A 21839-nucleotide genomic window follows, 5' to 3' on the forward strand; every position below is an offset into this window, starting at 1 on the left:
CCGGGAGGGTGCCTTCATGAAGAGGATGTTCAGGCTGGGGAATTTCGTGAACGATATTCCGCTAAAAACTAAATTTTTTCTTATATTTGTCATTGGGGTACTGCTGCCTATTCTGGTGGTCAACCTCATCTTTATGGATCGGATGTCGGAGCTGATCCGGGAGAGAGAGGAGCAGAACCTCGATATATCGATGGAGCGGGCTAGGAAGGATATTCATAATTTTATCGACGGCGGGGTGGCTGTAAGTCATGCGCTGAGCACGGATAAGACCCTTTACGAAATGCTCGACCGTGAATATGAGTCCCAGTTGGACTTCTACGAGACCTTTGATGAACAGCTAAGAAATCGGGTAACCAGCTACATTCCGGTTAACAACCAGATTCAGCGGATTAGCATTTTTACCGAGAATTCCACCATTGTGTCTGGCGGCAACTACCATGCGATCACCGATGACGTGCTCGAGAGCGATTGGTATGCGTTGTGGAGCAGCTCGGATAACCCGGTTCTGGTGGCGGCGTACAGGGCGACGGAGGCAAACAACTCGGCTTCGACGGTCCCGTATTTAAGCGTAATTGAGAAGATGGATTATTTTGATAGCTATGCCACCTATAAGAAACTGCTGCGGATCGATATCGATCTTAGCAAGATTTATGACGTTATTATGCGGGAACGCGATTACCTCGATATGTATTTGGTGAACGAGAACAACGAGGTGATTATGTCGGCCAGCAGCGGTTATGAGAGAGGGAAGTACAGCGCTTATCCGAAGTTTGATCTCGAGCAATACGATGAAGCGGATCGGCACGTGTTCTCGATCGGAACGGCGAGGTACGTGAAGGGGTGGAAGCTGATCGGCATCACCCGGGGCAGCAGAATCACGAGCGCCATGCTGGATATGCAGCTGTTTACGGTAGCATTGGCAGCGGTTGTCACGCTGGTTGCGGCGGTTTTCATTACGGTCATGCTCAGATCCTACAATTACCGGGTGAAGCGTTTGTCGCGTCATATGCAGAAGGTGAGCAACGAGAAATTCGACCTGATTGAAATTGACGAGGGCCGGGACGAAATCGGCGGACTCATCCGGAATTTCAATCAGATGACAACGAAGATGAATTCCCTGATCAACAATGTGTACAAGCTGGAGATTCAGAAGAAGAATCTGGAGATGGAGCGGGTTCGGGCTGAATTGAACTTTTTGCAGAGCCAGATGAATCCCCACTTTCTGTTCAATACCCTGAATGCGATATTGGTGGTCTGCACCAAGAACTGTTACACGGATGTGACCGATATTATCAAAAGCTTGTCCAAGCTGCTCCGCAGACTGCTGAGCTGGAGAGAGGATCTGGTCTCGGTCGAGGAGGAAATTCGGTTTATCGAAATGTATCTCAAAATCGAAAAGTTCCGGTTTCGGGATAAATTCGAATACAGGTTTGATATCGATATGGAAGCGCTTCATTATAAAATTCCGAAAATGAGCATCCAGCCGCTCGTTGAGAATGCTTGCAAATATGGCCTGCAGACGATGGATGAAGCGGGGCTGGTGACCATAAGCGCTTCGGTTGCCCGTGATTATCTTTGCATCGTCATTACGGATAACGGCAAAGGCATCGAGCAAGGCAAGCTTCGGGACATTATCCTCTCAGTCCGTAACGAGCAGTTCTCGGGAAACAGTTTTGGCATTCGGAACGTATATCGGCGGCTGGAGCTGTACTACGACGATCATGTCATATTCAACATTACCAGCACGCCGAATCAAGGGACAACCGTTTCATTCGAGATTCCGATCCGGCTGCTGGAGTTTCGGGAGTTAGAAGGCGGAGAGGGGGAGAATCATGCGATTCAAAGTGCTGTTGATCGATGACGAACCCGGTGCGCTGGAAGGGTTGGCGCTGTGGATCGATTGGGAACGATTGGGGTTTAGCGTCTGCGGAACCGCCGGCAGCGGGGTGGAGGGCTTGGAGATGATCCGCGAGCTTGCGCCGGATTTGGTCATTACGGATGTGAATATGCCGCTCATGGACGGGCTGCAGATGATTGAAACGTGGCAGCAGTTTCATGGCAGCGGCGTAAAGTTTGCCATCATGAGCGGCTACAGCGAATTTGAATATGCAAGGAAGGCTTTGCGTCATGGCATCCATCACTACATGTTGAAGCCCATTATCGCGGAAGAAGCCGAGGAGGAGCTGGGCAAGATTCATGAAGAGCTGATGGAGGAGCAGCGCCGACTAGGCCTGGACGCGATTGCCATCAGGGAAGAGGCTGTTTCGCTGATCAAGCTAGCGATGCTGGAAAAACCGCTTCAGGCTGGCGGACTGGCGAAGCTTCAGACTTTATCCGCCGTCCATCAAGAGTGGAACGTGTGTCTCATTCAGGCTGATCCCTTCTTGTTTTCAGACGTCAGGGAAACCGTTAGCCGATGGTCCGCCCAGGCCGAATCGGAGTATGTCATCGATTTGGAACCGAACCGGCTTGGTTTGGTGTTCGGATATTCTCCTGGCCGAGGGAGCGAATCTTCCGGCACGATCTGCGAGCTGCTCTACCGTTATGCAGGACGGCGGCTGTTTATGGCTGTAGGAGAAGGGGAACAGTCTCTTGCGAAGATCCGTCGTTGCTACGAGACCGCCAACGAAGCCATCGAGCATCAATTTTACGATACGGAATATGGCGGGATGATTTTCTATGAGGAGGTAAGGGATCGGCCGCTTCATTATCATTATCCCACAAGCCTGATGGATGAGGTCATCAGGTCCGCGGAGCTCCTCGATAAGAAGGAATTCCGTGAGGCTGTTCAATTGGTTGCATCCACGTTTCGGGAACAGCGCATCGCGCCGGGAATCGTGAAAAAAATGGTCATTCATGCTCTATATAAGATCATGGGTTTGGCGAAGGAGACGGAAGATGCGGAAGCCCGAATCCTGGCAGCCAAATCCAATGCCGCCGGACTAACGGACGGAACCTACCATCTGGACGATTTGATGGCGGAGCTGTTACGGTGCGGGGAAGAGTGCATGGACCTTCTTCTCCTGGAGCAAGCCCGGCAATCGCAAGGCTTAATCCACGAGATTAATGGCTATATTCGGCTGCACTACCGGGAGAATCTGACCATCAAGCGGTTGGCGGAGCTCTTTTATCTGCATCCCGTCTATCTCGGCCAGCTGCTGATGCGAAAGAACGGGATCGGCTTTAACGAGCTCATACATAATTTGCGGATTGATGAAGCGGTCGCGCTGCTGAAGCAGAGCAAGCTGAAGAACAGCGAGATTGCGGAAAAGGTCGGTTACAGCCATTACAACCAATTCCTTAAGCATTTCGATAAAAGATGGGGCATGTCGCCGAATGAATTCAAGAACCGGATGTTCTAAAGTTTTTAAGGTTAATGCTTTAATTCCAGTATAGTCCGTATTTGAAAGCGCTTTTACAATATAGATAGGTTACATGCAAGGCCGTTGATCACCAGCGGTGTAACCACATTATGACGGAGGTGCTTTTATGGGGGGGAAGACAAAATCATGGCTTCGGCTCAGCACGACGTTGCTGTTGTCGCTTTGCATCGTCCTTACGGGCTGCGGGGGCGGAAACGGGAATAGCAGGGCCCAGCCGGAACCAAAGGACTCCGCGGAACAAACAACACCCGGGACGGACGGGAATAAGGTCGAACCATTCGAGGTAAGCGTTTTTATTGGGGAGGCTGGGCAGCAGCCGACGCCGGATAACAAAATCTATAAGAAAATCAAGGATGAGCTCGGCGCCACCTTCAACTTTGAATTTCTGGCCGGCGATATCAATCAGAAACTGGGCGTTATGATTGCCGGTTCCGATTATCCGGATATGATGACCGGAAATACGAAGCTTACGGCGGCCGGTGCCTATATTCCGCTGGAAGATTTGATTGAGGAGCATGCTCCCAATTTGAAAAAGCATTATGAAGACTATTGGAACATGATGAAAGACCCGAATGACGGCCATATCTATATTCTTCCGAACTACGGAGTCTTCAACGGGAAGCTGAACAGCACCTGGTATTCGGGACCGGCATTCTGGATTCAGAAGGCGGTGCTGGAGGAGTTCGGTTATCCAAAGGTCAAGACGCTGGACGCGTATTTTGATCTGATCTCCAAGTATAAGGAGAAATACCCGACCATTGACGGCAGCCCGACGATCGGGTTCGAAATCCTGAATTACGACTGGAGAAACTGGGGGTTGTTCAACGCCCCGCAGCATTTGATCGGACATCCGAACGATGGAGGTGTCGTAGTTAAGGATGGCGTTGCCGAGGTATTTGCCAACAAGGATTATGCTAAGCAGTACTACCAGAAGCTGAACGAGATGAATGCACAGGGACTGATCGACAAAGAGACCTTCGTGCAAAACTATGACCAGTATCTTGCCAAGCTGTCCAGCGGTACGGTGCTGGGGATGTTCGATCAGCACTGGAACTTCCAAAACGCCGAGAACTCCCTGATTACGCAGGGCAAGGATGAACGAACGTATGTCGGCCTTCCGCTGGTTTACGACGAGAGCATCAAGGACCATTATCGCGACCGCGGGCCGCTCAACCTGAATAATGGCTTCGGCATCAGCGTGAACGCCAAGGATCCGGTCAAAATCCTGAAGCTGCTCGACACCTTGATTACGGAGGATTGGCAGAAGGTATTGAGCTGGGGAATCGAGGGCGAGGATTACATCGTGAATGACGAAGGCCGTTTTATGAAAACGCAGGAGCAGCGTGATGCGTTTACGGACGGGACCTGGAAGCTGGCGAACAAAGCGGATGCCTTCTTCGGCTTCGCACCGAAAATCGAAGGAAGCTACAGCGACGGCAACGCGACGGATGCGGCGGCTCAGCCTGAGGAGTATAAAGCCGGCCTGAAGGAATACGACAAGAAGTTCCTTGAAGCTTACGGCTTTGACAGCTACGTGGACTTCTTCAGCGAGCCGCCGGAGAACGAGGTGGCATACCCGGCATGGACCATCGATTTGGTAGAAGGATCGGAAGCGAAGGTGGTCAACACGAAGCTGAATGACCTGTCTACCAAATTCCTGCCTAAGGCCATCCTGGCCAAACCGGCTGATTTCGAATCGGCTTGGAGCGAGTATACGGCCGAGATCGGAAAAATCAACATTAAAGCTTATGAAGATCGGATTAACGAACAGATCCAATGGAGAATCGACAATTGGAGCAAATAAACGGTTGAAGATCAGGGTGGAAGGCGAGCTGTTGGCCTTCCACTTTCTAAAATTAAGGTTGGTGGGGAGAGCAGCTTGATATGGATGAGACCTTAGCGAAAAAAAGAGCCGTCCGGCATCCCAAGAGGGGAAAGAAGCAGCCGATCACATGGACCCTGATCAAAAATCAGAAGCAGCTGATCATGATGTCAGTCCCGTTGATGCTGTACATTATCCTGTTTGCCTATGTCCCCGTATGGGGCTGGACGATGGCCTTCCAGGATTACAAGCCGGCGAGGGACTTCGGGCAACAGACGTGGGTGGGGCTTAAGCACTTCAGGTTCCTGTTTACGGACGACAACTTCCTGCGCGTGCTGCGCAACACGGTAGGCATGAGTTTGATCAACCTCGTGCTTGGGTTTGTTACCGCCATTATTTTGGCGCTGCTGTTAAACGAAATCAAGAAAGTATTTTGGAAACGAACCGTTCAGACCATTTCATATTTGCCCCATTTCTTGTCCTGGATTATCGTAACGGGCATCGTGGCCACCTCGCTGGCCTCGGACGGCATCATCAATGATCTGTTGATGAAGCTTCAGATCATCCAGGAACCGATTCTTTGGCTGAGCGAAGGAAAGTATTTCTGGGGCATCGTCGGGGGCTCCCATGTATGGAAAGAGGTGGGCTGGAACACCATCATCTATCTGGCTGCCATTGCTTCGATCGATCCTGCGCTTTACGAAGCCGCCGAAATCGACGGGGCCAGCCGCTATCGCAAGATGCTCCACGTGACGCTTCCCGGCATCAAAGCAACCATCGTGATTTTGCTGATTATGTCCATCGGACATATTCTGGAAGCCGGATTCGAGGTGCAGTATCTGCTTGGCAACGGGCTCGTGGTGGACTGGGCGGAGACGATCGATATCTTCGTGCTGAAGTATGGAATTGCGCAGGGAAATTACTCGATGGCTACGGCCGGCGGGATCTTTAAGACGGTGGTCAGCGTTACCATGCTGCTGCTCGCCAACTGGACCGCGAAGCGGCTTGGGGAAGAGAGGTTGTTATAGACATGGGAAATCAGCAGCTCAGCCCGCAGAATGCGGCAAACGCTCCCTTGAAGAAAGATATCGTCCGAACGCGCGTGGAGCCGGTTTTATTCAATACGTTTAACACCGTATTTATGATCTTTCTGGTGATCGTGACGTTGTACCCGTTCCTGAACACGATTGCGGTGTCGTTCAATGCGGGGAACGATACGATCCGCGGCGGAATCTATCTGCTCCCGAGAGAGTGGACGCTGCAAAATTACAAGGCGGTATTCGCTTCCGGGACGATTTATGACGCATTCTGGATCACCGTGGCAAGAACCGTTCTCTCCACCGTTCTGAATATCTTCCTGACGACGATGCTGGCCTACACGTTAAGCCGGCGCGAATACGCCTTCCGCAAGCCGATTACGCTGGTGTTTGTATTAACGATGTACTTTAACGCAGGTTTGATCCCGGGTTATTTCCTGATCAAGGATTTGAATTTGCTGAACAGCTTTTGGGTATACATCCTGCCGTCCATGGTGAGTGCGTTCAACCTGATTGTGATCCGCACCTACATCGGCACCCTTCCCGAAAGCCTGGTTGAATCCGCAAGAATCGACGGCGCCGGGGATTTCAAAATCTTCATGCAGATCATCTTCCCGCTGTGCAAGCCGGTGCTTGCCACGATCGCGCTGTTTGTAGCGGTAGGCGCATGGAACACATGGTTTGACGCGTTTCTGTATACGTCGTCTACGCAGAAGCTGAGCACGCTGCAGTACGAGCTCATGAAACTGCTGTCGTCGAGCATGAATTCCAACAGCAATCCGAATGTGGCCGCTGGCGCAGGCATGACCCAGGATTCTGCCGCCGCCATGGTAACGCCGTTGTCCATACGGGCGGCCGTAACGGTTGTAGCTTCCGTTCCCATTCTGGTGGTATACCCGTTTCTGCAGAAATATTTCGTCGTCGGGTTGAACGTGGGCAGCGTCAAAGAATGACCAAGGTTTCGCTAGAGGACAGACCATAAATGCAACCGATGAGGAGGCAAGTATTCCGTGTCAAAGAGAACAGTCTTTAGGAAGATCAGCCTGATGCTGATCGCGTCCATGCTGCTCATTCCGCCTAGTTGGAGTGCGGCGGCAGTTGAACCGGCCCAAAGGCCCGCTGATCAGGATCTTGTGATTCACCATCATTTCGATGGGGGGACGGAGGGGTGGTTCAAACGGGGGACGGAGACGGTGACTTCCGCTACCTATGCCTATGAAGGGACAGGGAGTTTGCTGACCGAGGGAAGGACGGCGAACTGGAACGGACCGGGGTTTAATCTATCCGCCACGAATCGGCTGGACAAGGGAGCTACCTATGAAATTTCCGCTTATGTCCATTTGAAGGAGGGCACCCAAGGGTCTCAGAAGCTTCAGCTTGCCATGCAGCAAACCGGAGCCGAGCCGGAATACGTGAACTTCAGCAGTCCGGTCGATGTATCCGCCGACGGGTGGGTAGAGATAAAAGGCAATTATAAATACGATGTTAATGCCTCAGCCTTGCAGGTATATCTGCAGAGCCCGAGCAGTCCGGACGCCGCTTATTATATGGACGAATTCAAGGTCCGGTTGATTAACCCGGCACCGGACCCCGGCAGTGAGATACCGGGGGGAGAGAATACGGTCGTATGGGATTTTGAAGACGGAACGACGATGGATTGGGGACCACGCGATTCGGAGACAGTAGAAGCTTTGCCAGATGCAGCCCATAGCGGCGGCTACGGATTAAAGGTCCATGATCGGACGAACAACTGGAACGGGCCCAGCCAAGATGTTAAAGACATCATGGTAAGCCAAAAAACGTATACAATCTCAGCCTATGCGAGGCTTGAGGAAGCCCCTGCCGCTGCGGTCAAACTATCGCTTTCGATGGAGAACAAAGCGGCGGGCACAGCAGACACGTCCTATACGACCGTCGCCTCAGCCTCCGCGAGCGGTACGGAGTGGGTGGAACTGAGAGGAACATTCGGCTTCAGTTCGGATATGGAAACATTGAAGCTGTATGTGGAAACCTCGGATCTTTCCAATTTCTATGTCGATGACATTAAGCTCGCTCTGCCGGGCTCCATTCAGACGGATATTCCGGCACTGAAGGATGTGTATCAGGATTATTTCGAGATCGGGGCAGCGGTGGAGCCCAAGCATCTGTCCGGCGTGCACAAGGAGCTTTTGGATTACCATTACAACTCGCTCGTTGCCGAGAACGTGATGAAACCGGAATCCCTCAATCCAAGCGAAGGAACCTATAACTTTACCAACGCGGATCTGATCAGGGATTATGCCAGGGATCATGGCATGAATCTCCGGTTCCATACGCTGCTGTGGCATCAGCAAGGGGCCGAATGGATGCTAAAGGATGATCAGGGCCATTATCTTGAAGCTACGCCGGAGAATAAAGCGCTCGTTCTTCAGAGGCTGGAAGCCTATATTCATGAAGTGGTCGGCCGCTACAAGGGCGATGCCCGCGATTGGGACGTCGTGAATGAGGTCATTGATGAAGGGCGTCCGGATGGCATGCGGGACAGTCAGTGGTACCGAATAACGGGGCTCGACTATATTCGGACCGCATTTCATGCGGCACGTGATGCAGCCGGTCCTGAGGCCAAGCTGTACATCAACGATTACAGCACGCACAATCCGAAGAAACGCGATTATCTGCTGAATCTCGTGAAACAGCTGAAGGCGGAAGGCGTTCCGATCGATGGCGTGGGCCATCAAACGCACATCAATATCAGCGGGCCGTCCATCCAGCAAATCTCGGATTCCATCCGGATGTTCGGCGAGGCGGGCTTTGACAATCAGCTTACCGAGCTGGACGTTTCGGTGTATACGAACAATACCGACGCCTACCAGACGGTTCCACAGGAATTGCTCGACAAGCAAGGTTATCGGTACAAAGAGCTGTTTGAAGAGCTGAAGCGGCTGGACCAAACGGGCGTTGATGCGGGTGTGGAAGGAGGCTGGATCAGCAATGTTACCATTTGGGGGATTGCAGACGACCACACCTGGCTGCATGATCGTCCCGCGGGTACAGGCCGCCAGGATGCCCCGTTTCCTTTTGACAAGCAATATCAGGCCAAGCCTGCTTATTGGGGAATGGTCGATCCTTCCAGACTAACGATTGTGAGAAAGACCGGAATGTCTGTGGAGGGTAAGGCGCTCATCGACGGACAACCGGATTTTGCCTGGAATCTGGTTCCGGCACTTAAGACAGAGCAGCTAGGATCGTTATCTGCTGAATTTAAGACACTATGGGACAAGGACCATATGTATGTCAGGGTTGACGTGAAAGACGGATCGATATCCCCGGGAGATCAGGTTGACGTCTTCGCTGTGGTGAACGGTACCCTGCAAAAAGCCCGGATTCAGCGTGGAGCCGCCAACACGCTAGAAACCGCTGGAGGTTACGCAGGGGAAGCCCTGCTTCCGCTTAACGGAGAAGGATCGCTGGGCGGCGACATTTATTTCGATGTCAGAGTGACGGATTCCGGCTCGGATGACGGTTCCGAGCATGGCAAGAATGGGGCAATGGTGTCCTGGAGCGATCCAAGGCATACCCAGGAGAGCGATCAAGACGGACTCGGCATGCTTACGCTTGCTGCCGCGCCGAAATCGGCCCAGGCCCGCTATGGCACCCCGAAGGTGGATGGCGAGCTCGACGGCATCTGGAAGGACGCCGGGGAACTGGCAACCGGCGTATGGGTTGAGGGTAACAGCGGCGCGACCGCTAAATTTCGGACGCTATGGGATGAGAATCACCTGTACGTTTATGCCGTCATTAGCGACAGCTTGTTATCGGATGCGAGTCCCAACGTATGGGAGCAGGATTCGGTAGAGATTTTTGTGGATCAGAACAATGGAAAGACGGATGTTTACCAAGAAGATGATGGACAGTACCGGATGAACTTCAACAATGTGCGTTCCTTTGGCGGTCATGCGGGCGAGGATAACTCCACTTCGGCAGCGAAGGTGATCGATGGGGGATATGTCGTTGAAGCAGCGATCCGTCTGGATAAGATCAAGCCTGAGAAGGGGACGGTCATCGGGTTCGATTTGCAGGTGAACAACGATGAAGACGGCCAAGGTACAAGAGACAGCGTGGCCATCTGGTCGGATCCGACCGGCCAATCCTATCAGAACACGTCCAGGTTCGGCGTGCTGGAATTCACGAAGAGCTCGGTTCCCGGCGGAGGCAATGGAAACGCCGGAGAACATAACGGCGGCGGTAACGGAGGAAGCGGAGGAACCACGGGCGGAGGCGGAAGCAGTACGAGTCCGGCTCCAAGCACGTCTTCGTCTTCACTCGAAATCCGGAACAACGACGGGCGGATCATCACTGCTGTCCCGAGCCAATTCCTTCAGCAGGCGTTGGAGAAGGCGGCAGCTGGGACAGAGGGGACGAAGCGAGCGGTCGTGGACATTCCGGCTCAAAAAGGAGCCCGGTCCTACGATATTCAGCTGCCGGTTAAGTGGCTGCTGGGGAATCCGCAGGCAGTTCTTATCCTCCAAACGGAGTTTGGCACGCTGGAATTGCCAAGCACGTTGATTCAGAGAACCGGTGTAACGGATACAGAAACCGTCACGCTGCGTCTAGCGAAAGCTTCGGGCAGCAATCTGGATGCGGCCCTCCGCGAGAAGATCGGCAATCGTCCGGTGTTCCAGATAGAGGTTCTTGTCGGCGATCGGGCCCTGTCTTGGAAATCGGGCAAGGCTCGCCTAATCTGGTTGGTGCCTTATACACCAACCCAGGAAGAGCTGGCACAACCGGATCATATCGTTGTTAGGAAGATCGATGCCAACGGGCAAGGCGGGCCTCTTGCTAACAGCCGCTATGATGCGAAACAGGGGATCGTGCATGCAGCGCTGCCGCATGGCGGCACGTTTGCAGTCGCTTCCGCATTCAAGACGTTTCATGACTTGAAGCATGTACCGTGGGCGATCGATGCGATCGAAACGATGGCATCCCGTGGAATGATTCAAGGTGAGACCGAAACGAGATTCAATCCGTTGAACCCGATTACTCGAGCTGAATTCCTCGTTATGCTCGTACGAGCGCTGGAGCTGGAGGGCTCGGGCGAAGGCCAGGCAGCATTCGGAGATGTTACGTCTTCGGCATATTATTACGAAGACGTGCAGATCGCCACAGAGCTTGGGCTGGTTCAAGGTGTCGGAGGAAACCGTTTCTTGCCGGACACACCGATGAAACGCCAGGACATGATGGTGGTGACGCAGCGTGCTCTGGAGGCAGCCGGCAGGAAGCTGGAAGGGCAGGGGTCACTGGATTCTTTTGCTGATGGGGATCAGGTTGCTGAGTATGCCAAATCGAGTGCAGCGCTGCTTGCCGGCTCGGGCATCGTGAACGGCATGAATGGCAGCATTGCTCCACAGGCTTACTTTACGCGTGCTCAGGCTGCGGTGATCCTTGACCGGATTTGGAATTGGAAATGAGGAAGGCCGTGAATCGTTAATGCGATGATCTGATGTGAACGATGAAAGCCAGCATGTAAGTAGAATGGAGTTGGAGGCCAGCCGTAGCAACGGGCTGGCCTTTTTCATGTAGATGCCGATCAGGCCAGGCGGACCGTACGCTATAAATCATGCAGGAAAGGGCAAGCCTTTTCTAGCAAATAACGTCTATCTTCTTGCTTTCTTGGAAAACCTATTCATAGATTCAAGATTCCAAGTTACCGCTATTTAATAATCTATGAATATAGGTTGGAGGTTGATGTTCTTGTTTAGTTCATCCGTTCATGCTGAAGAAGCAAATCATCCGGAGTGGGCACCTGAGCTTCTGGGGAGGGTTACCCAACGGATCGGCAGTGTCATTGTAGGACATGAGGAGCAAATCTCGTTAACGATGATTGCCTTGCTGGCCGGAGGACATGTGCTGTTGGAGGATGTGCCGGGAGTCGGGAAGACCATGCTGGTGAAGTCGGTGGCTGCGTTAATCGGCTGTGATTTCAGCCGCATTCAGTTTACGTATGATCTGATGCCAGGGGATATTACAGGGGCGTCGGTCTATTATCCGCATACGGGGGAATTCGTATTTAGGCCAGGACCCGTGATGTCCAATATTGTGTTGGCCGATGAAATTAACCGGGCATCGCCGCGGGCACAATCCGCGCTGCTGGAGGCGATGGAAGAGGGACGCGTCACCGTGGACGGTCAAACCTATCCGCTGCCTGCCCCCTTCTTCCTGCTGGCAACGCAAAATCCTTATGAATATGAAGGGACAAGCCGCCTGCCGGAGGCACAGCTGGATCGTTTTTTGATGAAATTATCGCTGGGATATCCCAATATGGAAGGTGAATTGGAGCTGCTGGAGCGGGGGATGGGCAGTTCCAGATTGGATGATCTGAAACCGCTCATGATGGGTTCCGAGCTCATCCGGATGCAGCAGATGGTTTCCCGTGTATTTGTGGATGACACCATAAAACGTTACATGGTCAGTGTGGCGGATGCTTCCCGAAGACAGCAGGGCGTGACTCTGGGGATTAGTCCGAGAGGGACATTGGCGTGGCTCCGCGCTTCACAGGCAGCTGCGTTTCTGACAGGTCGAATGTATGTCATCCCTGATGATTGTCTACGTGTTGCCGTATCTGTGCTCACCCACCGGATTCATCTGTCCTATGAGGCACGCGCTGCCGGCGTAACTCCTTATGAAATGGTGGAGTCCATCATTACGAGGTTTGATCTGCCGCGCCAGCGCAGCCGGAAGGGAAATCCGTCATGAGACGCCGTCTGCTGGAATGGTCGAGAGGAGCGGCCATCTGGTCCGTTTCGTTGGGCCTTTATGTTTGGTTAGGCGGGGAATCGCTGCGGCTTGTATGGTGGGCATCCACGATTCTATTGCTTGGCGGGGCTTTGACGAGTTTGCTGGGCCCAACCCGAATCACTATTTCGCATACAAGCTCCCCTTCGTGCATACAGGTGGGGGATTCTGCTCAGATGACGGTTCAAGTGGGCTATCATTCCCTTCTGCCCGTGCCGTGGCTTATCATAACCGACCGGATCGGCAGCAGGGAACATCGCAAGCTGTTGTTCCCCGGCATGAAGCGAAGGCTCGAGTATACCTACAGACTGAACCAGGTTCCCCGCGGAGTCTGGTCTTCAATCTATAGCGAGGTGGAATGGGGCGATATGTTCGGTTGGTTCAGGACAAGCCGGAGTGTGCAAAGCGATACAGGCGGCATGATCGTGCTGCCAAGACCCGCCGAGTGGCCGGAGGCCCAGGTGCCCAAACATGGAAGCGATATGGACATGGAAGATGAACGCGTACGCTTTAACGTTTGGAATGAAATGAGAGGTTCGGGCGTGCGCGATTATGTTCCCGGCGATCCCATGAACCGGATTCATTGGAAGAATTCCGCGAAGCTTGGACGCTTGCAATCTTTCATGTCGCATGAGGGCTATGGATCAAGGCAGGGGGTTGTGCTGGATACATCGCTCCAAGGGTATGCAGGTCTTGGCGCTTTGAAACCGGAGGATGCATTTGAAGGCGCGGTATCTGCGGCAGCAGGATTTATATCCCGGCTCATTCGATGCAGAATTCCCTATCAATTATGTATGGATGGAGCGGATTTAGAGGGCCAATCGATCGAACGAAAAGGCGTATCCAAGGAGCAGCAGAATACGCTGGTGCCGCTTGCCTTCGCTCAGCTAACCGGGAAAGATCCTGTACGGAACCGAAGTTTCGAGAAGTCTCTTTCTCCCTCGCAAAAGAATACGGATTGGGCGATTATTACGGGCGTTTTTCATCAGGGAGCGGCTGTCGCAGCAATCAACCTGCTCAATGAGGGCAGCAGAAAAGTTACCATCTTCTGTACGCAAAGTGTAAAGCGTTTAAAATCGACTGGAAATTCAAGCTCATGGGTTAGTCCATTGGAGAATCAGGCGCAGCCGGAGTGGGCACGAGAGTTTTTCAGCAAAGGCGGGAGGCTGGTTTATTTGCATGAAAAGCCGACAAATGGGAAGCCAATGCAGAGAGGAGGTGCCGGCCATGATCGAACCGGGAAGCTCGCCCGTTAGGGATGGAGGCCATCGGAAGACCGGGATATCCGGAGCCTGGAGCGTCCCCCATATTTTCGTCTCCCGATTGTCGCACGGAACGCTTCTTCACCGCATATTGATCACGCTGCCGGTTATGGGACTGCTGTCAGAGTGGCTCTTGCCGCTTCGGGATGCAGGGGACATGGGCGGCCATCTTATGCTGCAAACCTTATTCATCTGGGCTTTATTCTTGCTGCTGCAAGGATTATTTACGTTGCGGGGCTGGGTGTGGCTGCCGCTGAACGCCGTTCTGGTGGTCTGGCTGTGTGCCCGTTTGTTTGAATACAGCCACCCGCTGGCATGGCTGACCGATTATGCTTCGGATATACTTCCGGGTGACGTTTCGGTATTCGGAAATGCATGGGAGTTTACTGCCTTAAGCCAGGAGACGAGAACCATCATCCTCCTTGTCGGCTGGGCGATCATGGTATCGGCGGTCCATATGCTGGCTTTGTATCGCCGAACCGTGTGGTTGTTTGGCGGTTCGACGCTGGTTTATTTGGCGGTGCTGGAATCCGCCTTGGAGGAAAGCATTTACCGTGATATGCTGCGGGCTGTATTGTATATTTTACTGGCCCAGGGTATGATGCTGATTCTTAAGCTGAAGCAGGAAACCGTTGAAGGATCCTATAGTGGAACTGATATCCCCGAGCCTGTTCGATCCGGCCGCTTGTCCGGGCTGCCAGTGCTTCGCTGGAGCCTGGTGGTGCTGCTTGCTTCCTGTCTGATCGCCGGAATTCCCCGAGTGGGAGGAGTTTTTAGCGAGCCTTCGGCGGGTGTGGGATTAACGGTATCCGAAATGGCGGAACGACTGACGGGATGGGGGGATCGAATCTGGGGAAACGCGGAACCGTCGATTCCTGCCTCTCAGGTTGCCGGATACGCTTCCCAGGGAAAAGATTTGGGAGGTCCGCTGACGCTGAACGATGCGTTGTATTTTACCGCACAATCGCCTGAACCGACTTATTGGCGGGGAGACACGTATAACCGGTATGATGGGCGGAAGTGGGATGTAGATCCCTCGATCCGCAAGCCCGTCAAGCTATCCGAAGACCTGAGCGACATCCTCCCCTATTGGGAGCGTCCTAATGGAGACAGGCTTGTCCAGACACTGACTTTTGAACAAGATACCCCCATCCAGACCGTGCTGTCCGGAGGCCTTATTACCCGTGTGAAGGAGATGCATTTCTCCAAAGAGAGAGGTACACCGAGGCTTGCCGTTGACAGGCTGTCCGAAACGCTATCCTTGCAAGGCGAGAGGGCGGTATCCGGTTATACCATAGAAACTTTATACCATCAGCCGGAGGAGCAGTCACTCCGCAGTGCGACTGACAACGATCCCGAATATTTGAAGCAGATGTACCTGCAGCTTCCCGAGCAGCTGCCCTTCAGGGTGAGGGATTTAGCAAGGGAGATCACATTGGACGCTGTGAATAGGTATGAAATGGCGAAAGCTATCGAATCCTATTTGGAGCAAAACTATACCTATTCCCTGCAAACATCCGTGCCTCCGGAAGGCAGGGATTTTACGGATTATTTTTTGTTTGATACGAAGGAAGGGTACTGCGTTCATTTTGCTACGACCATGACCGTGCTGCTCCGATCCGAGGGCATACCCGCACGCTACGTGACCGGATTTGCACCGGGTGAGCGGGTGGCAGGTACTCTTGACCGCTATGAGGTAGCACAAAAGAATGCGCATGCGTGGGTTGAGGTTTTTTTTTCGGGTCAAGGCTGGGTAATGTTCGATCCAACCCCAGGCTTTGGCTTCGAGCAGATGTCCACGCCTCCGCTAGCCGGTGATTCCGGTTCTGCCGGGCTTAAGTACTGGAACAGCTTGTGGAATTCCATGATTTTCGGAGTCGTTAAAGTACTCTTTCTGATAGCCGCCATCGGTCCTGTGATGTTTGGGGGCGTACTCTTATTGGTTCTTCCCATCCTAGTGGCAGTTATGTATCAAATTCCGACCGTGCGCGAAAGTTTGGCCTTCATGAGGATGGCCAGAACGATAGCGGTAAGCGGGCGGGAGGGACTCGTAGCGGCCTCGGTCTGGGTTTGGGACAAGCTCCAGCGAAGGTTTGGAGAGTTGGAAAGAGGGCAGACCATGCGCCAATACGTCAATGCCTTGTCGATTGCCGATGCCGAATTCAGGGCGGAGCTGGAGCAGTTTGCACAGCGCTGGGAGCGGGCGGCATACCATGATGAACCGTGGTCCCGTACCGAAAAAGTACTCTTTTTACGCCAATGTATTCGAATTGTCAAAAAACTGGCATGAAAACAAAGGGCCCTCTTTCTTGACGGTATGAATTAGGGTTGCGTATAATTAATTTCATTAATCAAGGGAGGCCCGGTAATGAATAAGCCTAATGAAATCATCGTCGTTATGGACTTCGGTGGACAGTACAACCAACTTATAGCACGACGTATTCGCGATCTTGGCGTTTATAGTGAGCTTCTGCCATACAACACGCCCGCCCAGAAAATTAAAGAACTTTCCCCGCGCGGCATTGTTTTCTCAGGAGGTCCTTCCAGCGTGTATTCCGAGAATGCACCGCATGTGGACCCAGCCATTTATGATCTGGGACTGCCGATCTTCGGCATTTGCTACGGCATGCAGCTGATGGCTCAACAGCTGGACGGAAAAGTAGAACGTGCTTCGAAACGTGAATACGGCAAAGCCGAATTGGAATTTGCTCCGAACTCGACGCTTGTCAAAGGGATTGAGCAGAAACAAACCGTATGGATGAGTCATGGCGATCACGTGGTATCGCTGCCTTCCGGCTTTAAGCTGGATGCAGGAACGGAATCCGCTCCAATCGCTGCAATGAGTAACGAGGATAAGAAGCTGTACGCTGTGCAGTTCCATCCGGAGGTTCGTCACTCCGTCCATGGTAACGAAATGATTAAGAATTTCTTGTACGAAGTGTGCGGTTGCGAAGGTAACTGGAGCATGGAGACTTTTATCGAGGACCAGGTTCGCGAAATCCGTGAAGTCGTCGGCGAACAAAAAGTGCTGTGCGCGCTGAGCGGCGGCGTTGATTCCTCCGTTGTGGCCATGCTGATTCACAAGGCCATCGGCGATCAGCTGACATGTATGTTCATCGATCATGGACTGCTGCGCAAGGGCGAGGCCGAAAGCGTGATGGAAACCTTCGTCGGCAAGTTTGATATGAAGGTCGTTAAGATTGACGCTCAGGAACGTTTCATGTCCAAGCTGAAAGGCGTAGACGATCCGGAGAAAAAACGGAAAATCATCGGCAACGAGTTTATCTACGTATTCGATGAGGAGTCCAGCAAGTTTGATGATTTTGCATTCCTGGCTCAAGGCACGCTGTATACCGATATCGTTGAGAGCGGTACGGACACGGCGCATACAATCAAATCCCACCACAATGTCGGCGGGCTGCCTGAAGACATGAAATTTACGCTGATCGAGCCGCTCAAAGCTCTCTTTAAGGATGAGGTTCGTAAAGTCGGCGAAGAGCTGGGCTTACCGGATGAGATCGTTCACCGTCAACCTTTCCCTGGCCCGGGTCTTGCGATTCGCGTACTGGGTGAAGTAACGGAGGACAAGCTGCAAATCGTTCGTGATTCCGACTACATCCTGCGCGAAGAGATCGCGAAAGCGGGACTGGATCGCGAGATCTGGCAGTATTTCACGGCGCTTCCGAATATGAAGAGTGTCGGCGTAATGGGTGATGCACGTACGTATTCCTACACCGTAGGTATCCGTGCCGTAACCTCCATCGACGGCATGACGGCAGACTGGGCACGCATCCCATGGGATGTGCTCGAGAAGATCTCCGTACGTATCGTGAACGAGGTCGAGAATGTCAACCGTATCGTGTATGACGTGACTTCCAAACCACCAGCAACGATCGAGTGGGAATAGTTTTTATACTGCTGCACTAAACCAAAAAACCTTCAAATCCACATCCGTGGGATTGAAGGTTTTTTATGTTGTGCTTATAACACACGAACTTTTTTCCTTTAACCAATGGACGGATAGGAGCCAATCGTTTTTATTGTATGCATCTTTTGTGAAATAAGATGAATAATACGTTAGGGTGCATTGTTAAGAGCGAGCTTTAAGGCAGAACCAAGACCTGAACCTGTGAGGAGGAAAAGAATGAAAGCTATCGTCATTGATCGTTATGGGGGCAAGGAAGAGCTTCAGGAAAGAGAAGTACCTAATCCAACACCGCAAGCTCATCAGGTTTTAGTCAAAGTGGCTGCCACCTCGATCAATCCAATTGACTGGAAGCTCCGTGAAGGCTATTTAAAACAAATGATGGATTGGGAGTTTCCGATTATTTTGGGATGGGATGTTGCCGGGACGATTTCGGAAATGGGGAACGAGGTAACGGATTGGAAAGTGGGAGATGCAGTGTTTGCCCGTCCGGAAACCACCCGTTTTGGCACATATGCCGAATATACTTTGGTGGATGATCACCTACTGGCGCGGAAGCCTGCTGCTATCTCATGGGAGGAAGCCGCATCCGTTCCGCTCGCAGGACTGACTGCTTGGCAGGCGCTTTTTACACATGGCGAACTGACCGAAGGAGAGAAGGTATTGATTCATGCAGGCGCCGGTGGCGTTGGCATGTTCGCTATCCAGTTTGCCAAACAAGCGGGAGCTTACGTTATCACGACAGCCAGTGAACGTAATCATGAGCTGCTGGCTTCACTCGGAGCTGATCGGATTATTGACTATCGCACGACCCGATTTGAAGATGTATTATCGGATGTGGACGTTGTGTTCGATACGATAGGCGGTGATGTTCAGAAGAATAGCTTTAAAGTGCTGAAAAAACATACCGGGCGAATCATATCGATTGTCAGCGATTTTGATGAAGAGCTGGTAAGGGAATATGACGTAACCGCCAAAAATATATGGCTGGATCCCAATGGTCAGCAGCTTCAGGAAATAGCCGACCTGTTGGAGCAAAAAAAGGTAAGATCAGTCGTGGGAGCTACGTTTCCTTTTTCGCAAAAAGGACTCTACGATGCCCACGCATTAAGTGAGACCCACCATGCTGTCGGTAAAATAGCAATAAGCTTCTCCTAAGAAGCACACGATCCCGATTAGTCCTGCGTGTCTGGCTTCAACCGCGTCTGCTGCTGTCACGAATGAAATACCCCTGAACGGATTTCAGTGATTATGTGCGCATTATCCCATGTTTTTGGTGTGTATTTTGTCGTATGTAGTTCAGTTGTCCTAGAATGAGTGGGTTGTGGAATATCAATTCCCGAACATTTCTTTAAATTGACAAGTTTAATATTCGTTTTTGTTATTGACAAGGTTGGGCTTCTCGTCCTAGAATATGTGTAGAAACTGACATGACAACTACAAATAATGAGCTTTTTCGTATAATCCCGGGAATGGGCCCGGGAGTCTCTACAGGTCACCGTAATGATCTCGCTACGAAAAGAAGAGCGGCAATATAATGATGCGGACTCGTCCAGCATTCGAGATATCGGCCTGCAAGATGGAGCAGCGCTCCATAAAGCAGCAGCTGGTTATTCGATAAGGATGCTGCCCGGCAGCATGCGAATGATTGTTTTGCGGCTCTTTTTTCAAGCGACGGCCCTGGGGATTTATCCTTAGGGTCTATTTTGTATGTTGCCGGTCATTAATTTTAAGGGGGATATCTCTACAATGGAGCGTTTCTTTAAACTAAAGGAACACGGAACAAATGTAAGAACCGAGATTATCGCAGGCTTGACGACCTTTATGACCATGGCTTACATCCTGCTGGTCAACAATTTGTTCCTGGGTCCTGATGGCGCGGGTATTCCGCAGGAGGGCGTATTTTTCGCTACTGCAGTAGGTGCCGGCCTTGTGACGATGGCGATGGGCTTCTTCGTTAACATTCCGGTTGCGTTGGCACCTGGTATGGGTTTGAACGCATATTTCATGACAGTTGTATTAAGCTCGAACGGAGCGATTACCTGGCAGGCCGCACTCGGTGCAGTATTTATCTCCGGTATTGTCTTCATTATTCTCACGGTAACCAAAGTCCGCCAAATGCTGTTGACTGCGGTGCCGAACAACTTAAAGATTGCCATTACGGTCGGTATTGGCCTGTTCATTACCATCGTTGGTCTTAAGCTGGGCAACATCGTGACGGCTTCCATTAACCCGGGAACGGATATTACTCATCCGGTACCAGGCGGTGCCTTCAATCTTGGTCTTGGTAATTTCATTCAGAACAAAGATACGCTGCTTGCGATCATCGGGCTGTTCCTGATTGCCATCCTGATGGTTCTCAAATTGAAGGGCGCTTTGCTTATCGGTATCGTGCTGACGACGCTGATTGGTGTTCCAATGGGAGTAACCGATCTGTCAGGTCTGAGCACTGCAAGCTGGATTCCTTCATTTGATAATCTGGCTGTCGGTCAGATGGACTTGAAGGGCGCCCTTGGCATTGGTCTTGTAGAAGTTATCTTCATCTTTACATTTGTTGAATTGTTCGATACGTTCGGTACATTGGTTGGTACCGCAGGTCGTGCGGGACTCCTGAAGAACAAAGAGGAAGGCGAGAAGAAGCTTGGTAAAGCGATGCTCGTGGATGCCGGCGGCGTAAGCGCGGGCGCATTCCTTGGTACAAGTACAATCACAGCTTTCGTAGAAAGTACTTCCGGTGTTGCGGAGGGTGGACGTACAGGCTTGACTGCGGTTACTACAGGCGTACTCTTTATTCTGGCATTGTTCTTGGCTCCGATTGCTCTGGTTGTTCCTTCGGCTGCTACAGCTCCAGCGCTTGTCATTGTCGGTGTACTGATGATGAGCCAGGTACGGGATATCGAGTGGGATGATTTCATGCAGGCATTCCCGGCATTCTTGACCATCATCCTGATGCCTTTCACTGGCGGTATCGCTAACGGTATCTCTGGTGGTATTATTGCTTACGTGATCCTTGCGGTATTCGGCAAGTTGACTGGACGCACAGATACCAAGGTGCATTGGCTGATGTGGATCCTGTTTGTGATCATCTTGATCCGGTACGCTTTCCTCGGTGCCGAATAGTTTCGGAATTCTATCTCTTAATAATGAACAAATAGAGCGAAGGCTTCGGGTATCTATCCGGAGCTTTCGTTTTTTTGTGTCTGCAAATGCAGGTATCGGTTTTTTAATAAGATAAACGATGCGTATGACTCATTGAACGGTTGAGGTAAGTTGGTAGCTTTTTCAGATATTCTCCTGTGGATGCACATGAAGCGGGACGTTTTCGAATCTGAGATTTAAGTTAGTCGTATTATTATAGAAATGTTCAGTCACCAAGTAGACATGTCATCAAGAGCAGGAGGAGAAAACATTGGCTTCGTTCTTTTCTGTCAGCCATTCTATATTCAGAGGTCTTTATATTAGATAGAGTGTTTCTATGAAAAAACTTTTAAAAAAGACTTGCATTCATGATCTGCACATGGTATATTATATTTCCGGACAAGAAATACGGTCGAAACAAACGCTTGAGATAACAAGCCGAAATGAATTTGAAAAATAAATCCAAAAAAAGCTTGCAATGATCGAGCGGATGTGATAAGA

General features: G+C 51.6%; 13 protein-coding genes and 1 riboswitch. All 13 genes read left to right on the forward strand.

Annotated elements, in window-relative coordinates:
• Window positions 1-16 precede the first annotated feature (16 nt).
• The 13 genes from PLA01S_RS28045 to PLA01S_RS28100 all read left to right on the forward strand — a co-directional run bounded on the left by PLA01S_RS28045 (window position 17) and on the right by PLA01S_RS28100 (window position 21320).
• A complete protein-coding gene (locus PLA01S_RS28045; RefSeq protein WP_127595203.1) occupies window positions 17-1861 on the forward strand; it encodes a sensor histidine kinase in 1845 nt (614 codons plus the stop codon).
• A complete protein-coding gene (locus PLA01S_RS28050) occupies window positions 1833-3362 on the forward strand; it encodes a response regulator (RefSeq protein ID WP_127595205.1) in 1530 nt (509 codons plus the stop codon). Before PLA01S_RS28045 ends, PLA01S_RS28050 begins: the two co-directional genes overlap by 29 nt.
• A 127-nt stretch (window positions 3363-3489) precedes the next feature.
• Entirely contained in the window at window positions 3490-5187 is a 1698-nt protein-coding gene (locus PLA01S_RS28055) for an ABC transporter substrate-binding protein (RefSeq protein ID WP_127595207.1), read from the forward strand.
• A gap of 80 nt (window positions 5188-5267) precedes the next feature.
• A complete protein-coding gene (locus tag PLA01S_RS28060; protein WP_127595209.1) occupies window positions 5268-6233 on the forward strand; it encodes an ABC transporter permease in 966 nt (321 codons plus the stop codon).
• A gap of 2 nt (window positions 6234-6235) precedes the next feature.
• Window positions 6236-7195 (forward strand): carbohydrate ABC transporter permease, encoded by a 960-nt coding sequence (locus PLA01S_RS28065; protein ID WP_127595211.1) that lies wholly within the window; start codon window positions 6236-6238, stop codon window positions 7193-7195.
• Window positions 7196-7252: 57 nt separating this feature from the next.
• A complete protein-coding gene (locus tag PLA01S_RS28070; RefSeq protein WP_246059896.1) occupies window positions 7253-11689 on the forward strand; it encodes an endo-1,4-beta-xylanase in 4437 nt (1478 codons plus the stop codon).
• Window positions 11690-11966: 277 nt separating this feature from the next.
• On the forward strand, window positions 11967-12974 hold the full coding sequence (locus PLA01S_RS28075) for an AAA family ATPase (RefSeq protein ID WP_127595213.1): 1008 nt from the start codon (window positions 11967-11969) through the stop codon (window positions 12972-12974).
• A complete protein-coding gene (locus PLA01S_RS28080) occupies window positions 12971-14269 on the forward strand; it encodes a DUF58 domain-containing protein (protein ID WP_127595215.1) in 1299 nt (432 codons plus the stop codon). Before PLA01S_RS28075 ends, PLA01S_RS28080 begins: the two co-directional genes overlap by 4 nt.
• Window positions 14241-16565, forward strand: coding sequence for a transglutaminase TgpA family protein (locus tag PLA01S_RS28085; RefSeq protein WP_127595216.1), 2325 nt, complete (start codon window positions 14241-14243; stop codon window positions 16563-16565). Before PLA01S_RS28080 ends, PLA01S_RS28085 begins: the two co-directional genes overlap by 29 nt.
• 78 nt (window positions 16566-16643) lie before the next feature.
• The gene (gene guaA / locus PLA01S_RS28090; RefSeq protein WP_127595218.1) at window positions 16644-18182 is read left to right on the forward strand and encodes a glutamine-hydrolyzing GMP synthase; all 1539 of its coding nucleotides are present in this window, start codon (window positions 16644-16646) and stop codon (window positions 18180-18182) included.
• Window positions 18183-18419: 237 nt separating this feature from the next.
• Window positions 18420-19358 (forward strand): NADP-dependent oxidoreductase, encoded by a 939-nt coding sequence (locus tag PLA01S_RS28095; RefSeq protein WP_127595220.1) that lies wholly within the window; start codon window positions 18420-18422, stop codon window positions 19356-19358.
• 278 nt (window positions 19359-19636) lie between these two features.
• A riboswitch (purine riboswitch) is annotated at window positions 19637-19735 on the forward strand.
• Window positions 19704-19898, forward strand: a complete 195-nt coding sequence (locus tag PLA01S_RS32170; protein ID WP_164817528.1) for a hypothetical protein — start codon at window positions 19704-19706, stop codon at window positions 19896-19898. It overlaps the preceding riboswitch by 32 nt.
• A gap of 51 nt (window positions 19899-19949) precedes the next feature.
• A complete protein-coding gene (locus PLA01S_RS28100; RefSeq protein WP_127595222.1) occupies window positions 19950-21320 on the forward strand; it encodes an NCS2 family permease in 1371 nt (456 codons plus the stop codon).
• Window positions 21321-21839: the final 519 nt, after the last annotated feature.

This window comes from Paenibacillus lautus NBRC 15380 (assembly GCF_004000945.1).
Lineage (GTDB): Bacteria > Bacillota > Bacilli > Paenibacillales > Paenibacillaceae > Paenibacillus_AQ > Paenibacillus_AQ lautus.

Coding starts and splice junctions, on each gene's coding strand:
- PLA01S_RS28045 (WP_127595203.1), top strand. CDS start 17: ATGAAGAGGATGTTCAGGCTGGGGAATTTCGTGAACGATATTCCGCTA.
- PLA01S_RS28050 (WP_127595205.1), top strand. CDS start 1,833: ATGCGATTCAAAGTGCTGTTGATCGATGACGAACCCGGTGCGCTGGAA.
- PLA01S_RS28055 (WP_127595207.1), top strand. CDS start 3,490: ATGGGGGGGAAGACAAAATCATGGCTTCGGCTCAGCACGACGTTGCTG.
- PLA01S_RS28060 (WP_127595209.1), top strand. CDS start 5,268: ATGGATGAGACCTTAGCGAAAAAAAGAGCCGTCCGGCATCCCAAGAGG.
- PLA01S_RS28065 (WP_127595211.1), top strand. CDS start 6,236: ATGGGAAATCAGCAGCTCAGCCCGCAGAATGCGGCAAACGCTCCCTTG.
- PLA01S_RS28075 (WP_127595213.1), top strand. CDS start 11,967: ATGTTCTTGTTTAGTTCATCCGTTCATGCTGAAGAAGCAAATCATCCG.
- PLA01S_RS28080 (WP_127595215.1), top strand. CDS start 12,971: ATGAGACGCCGTCTGCTGGAATGGTCGAGAGGAGCGGCCATCTGGTCC.
- PLA01S_RS28085 (WP_127595216.1), top strand. CDS start 14,241: ATGATCGAACCGGGAAGCTCGCCCGTTAGGGATGGAGGCCATCGGAAG.
- guaA (WP_127595218.1), top strand. CDS start 16,644: ATGAATAAGCCTAATGAAATCATCGTCGTTATGGACTTCGGTGGACAG.
- PLA01S_RS28095 (WP_127595220.1), top strand. CDS start 18,420: ATGAAAGCTATCGTCATTGATCGTTATGGGGGCAAGGAAGAGCTTCAG.
- PLA01S_RS32170 (WP_164817528.1), top strand. CDS start 19,704: ATGATCTCGCTACGAAAAGAAGAGCGGCAATATAATGATGCGGACTCG.
- PLA01S_RS28100 (WP_127595222.1), top strand. CDS start 19,950: ATGGAGCGTTTCTTTAAACTAAAGGAACACGGAACAAATGTAAGAACC.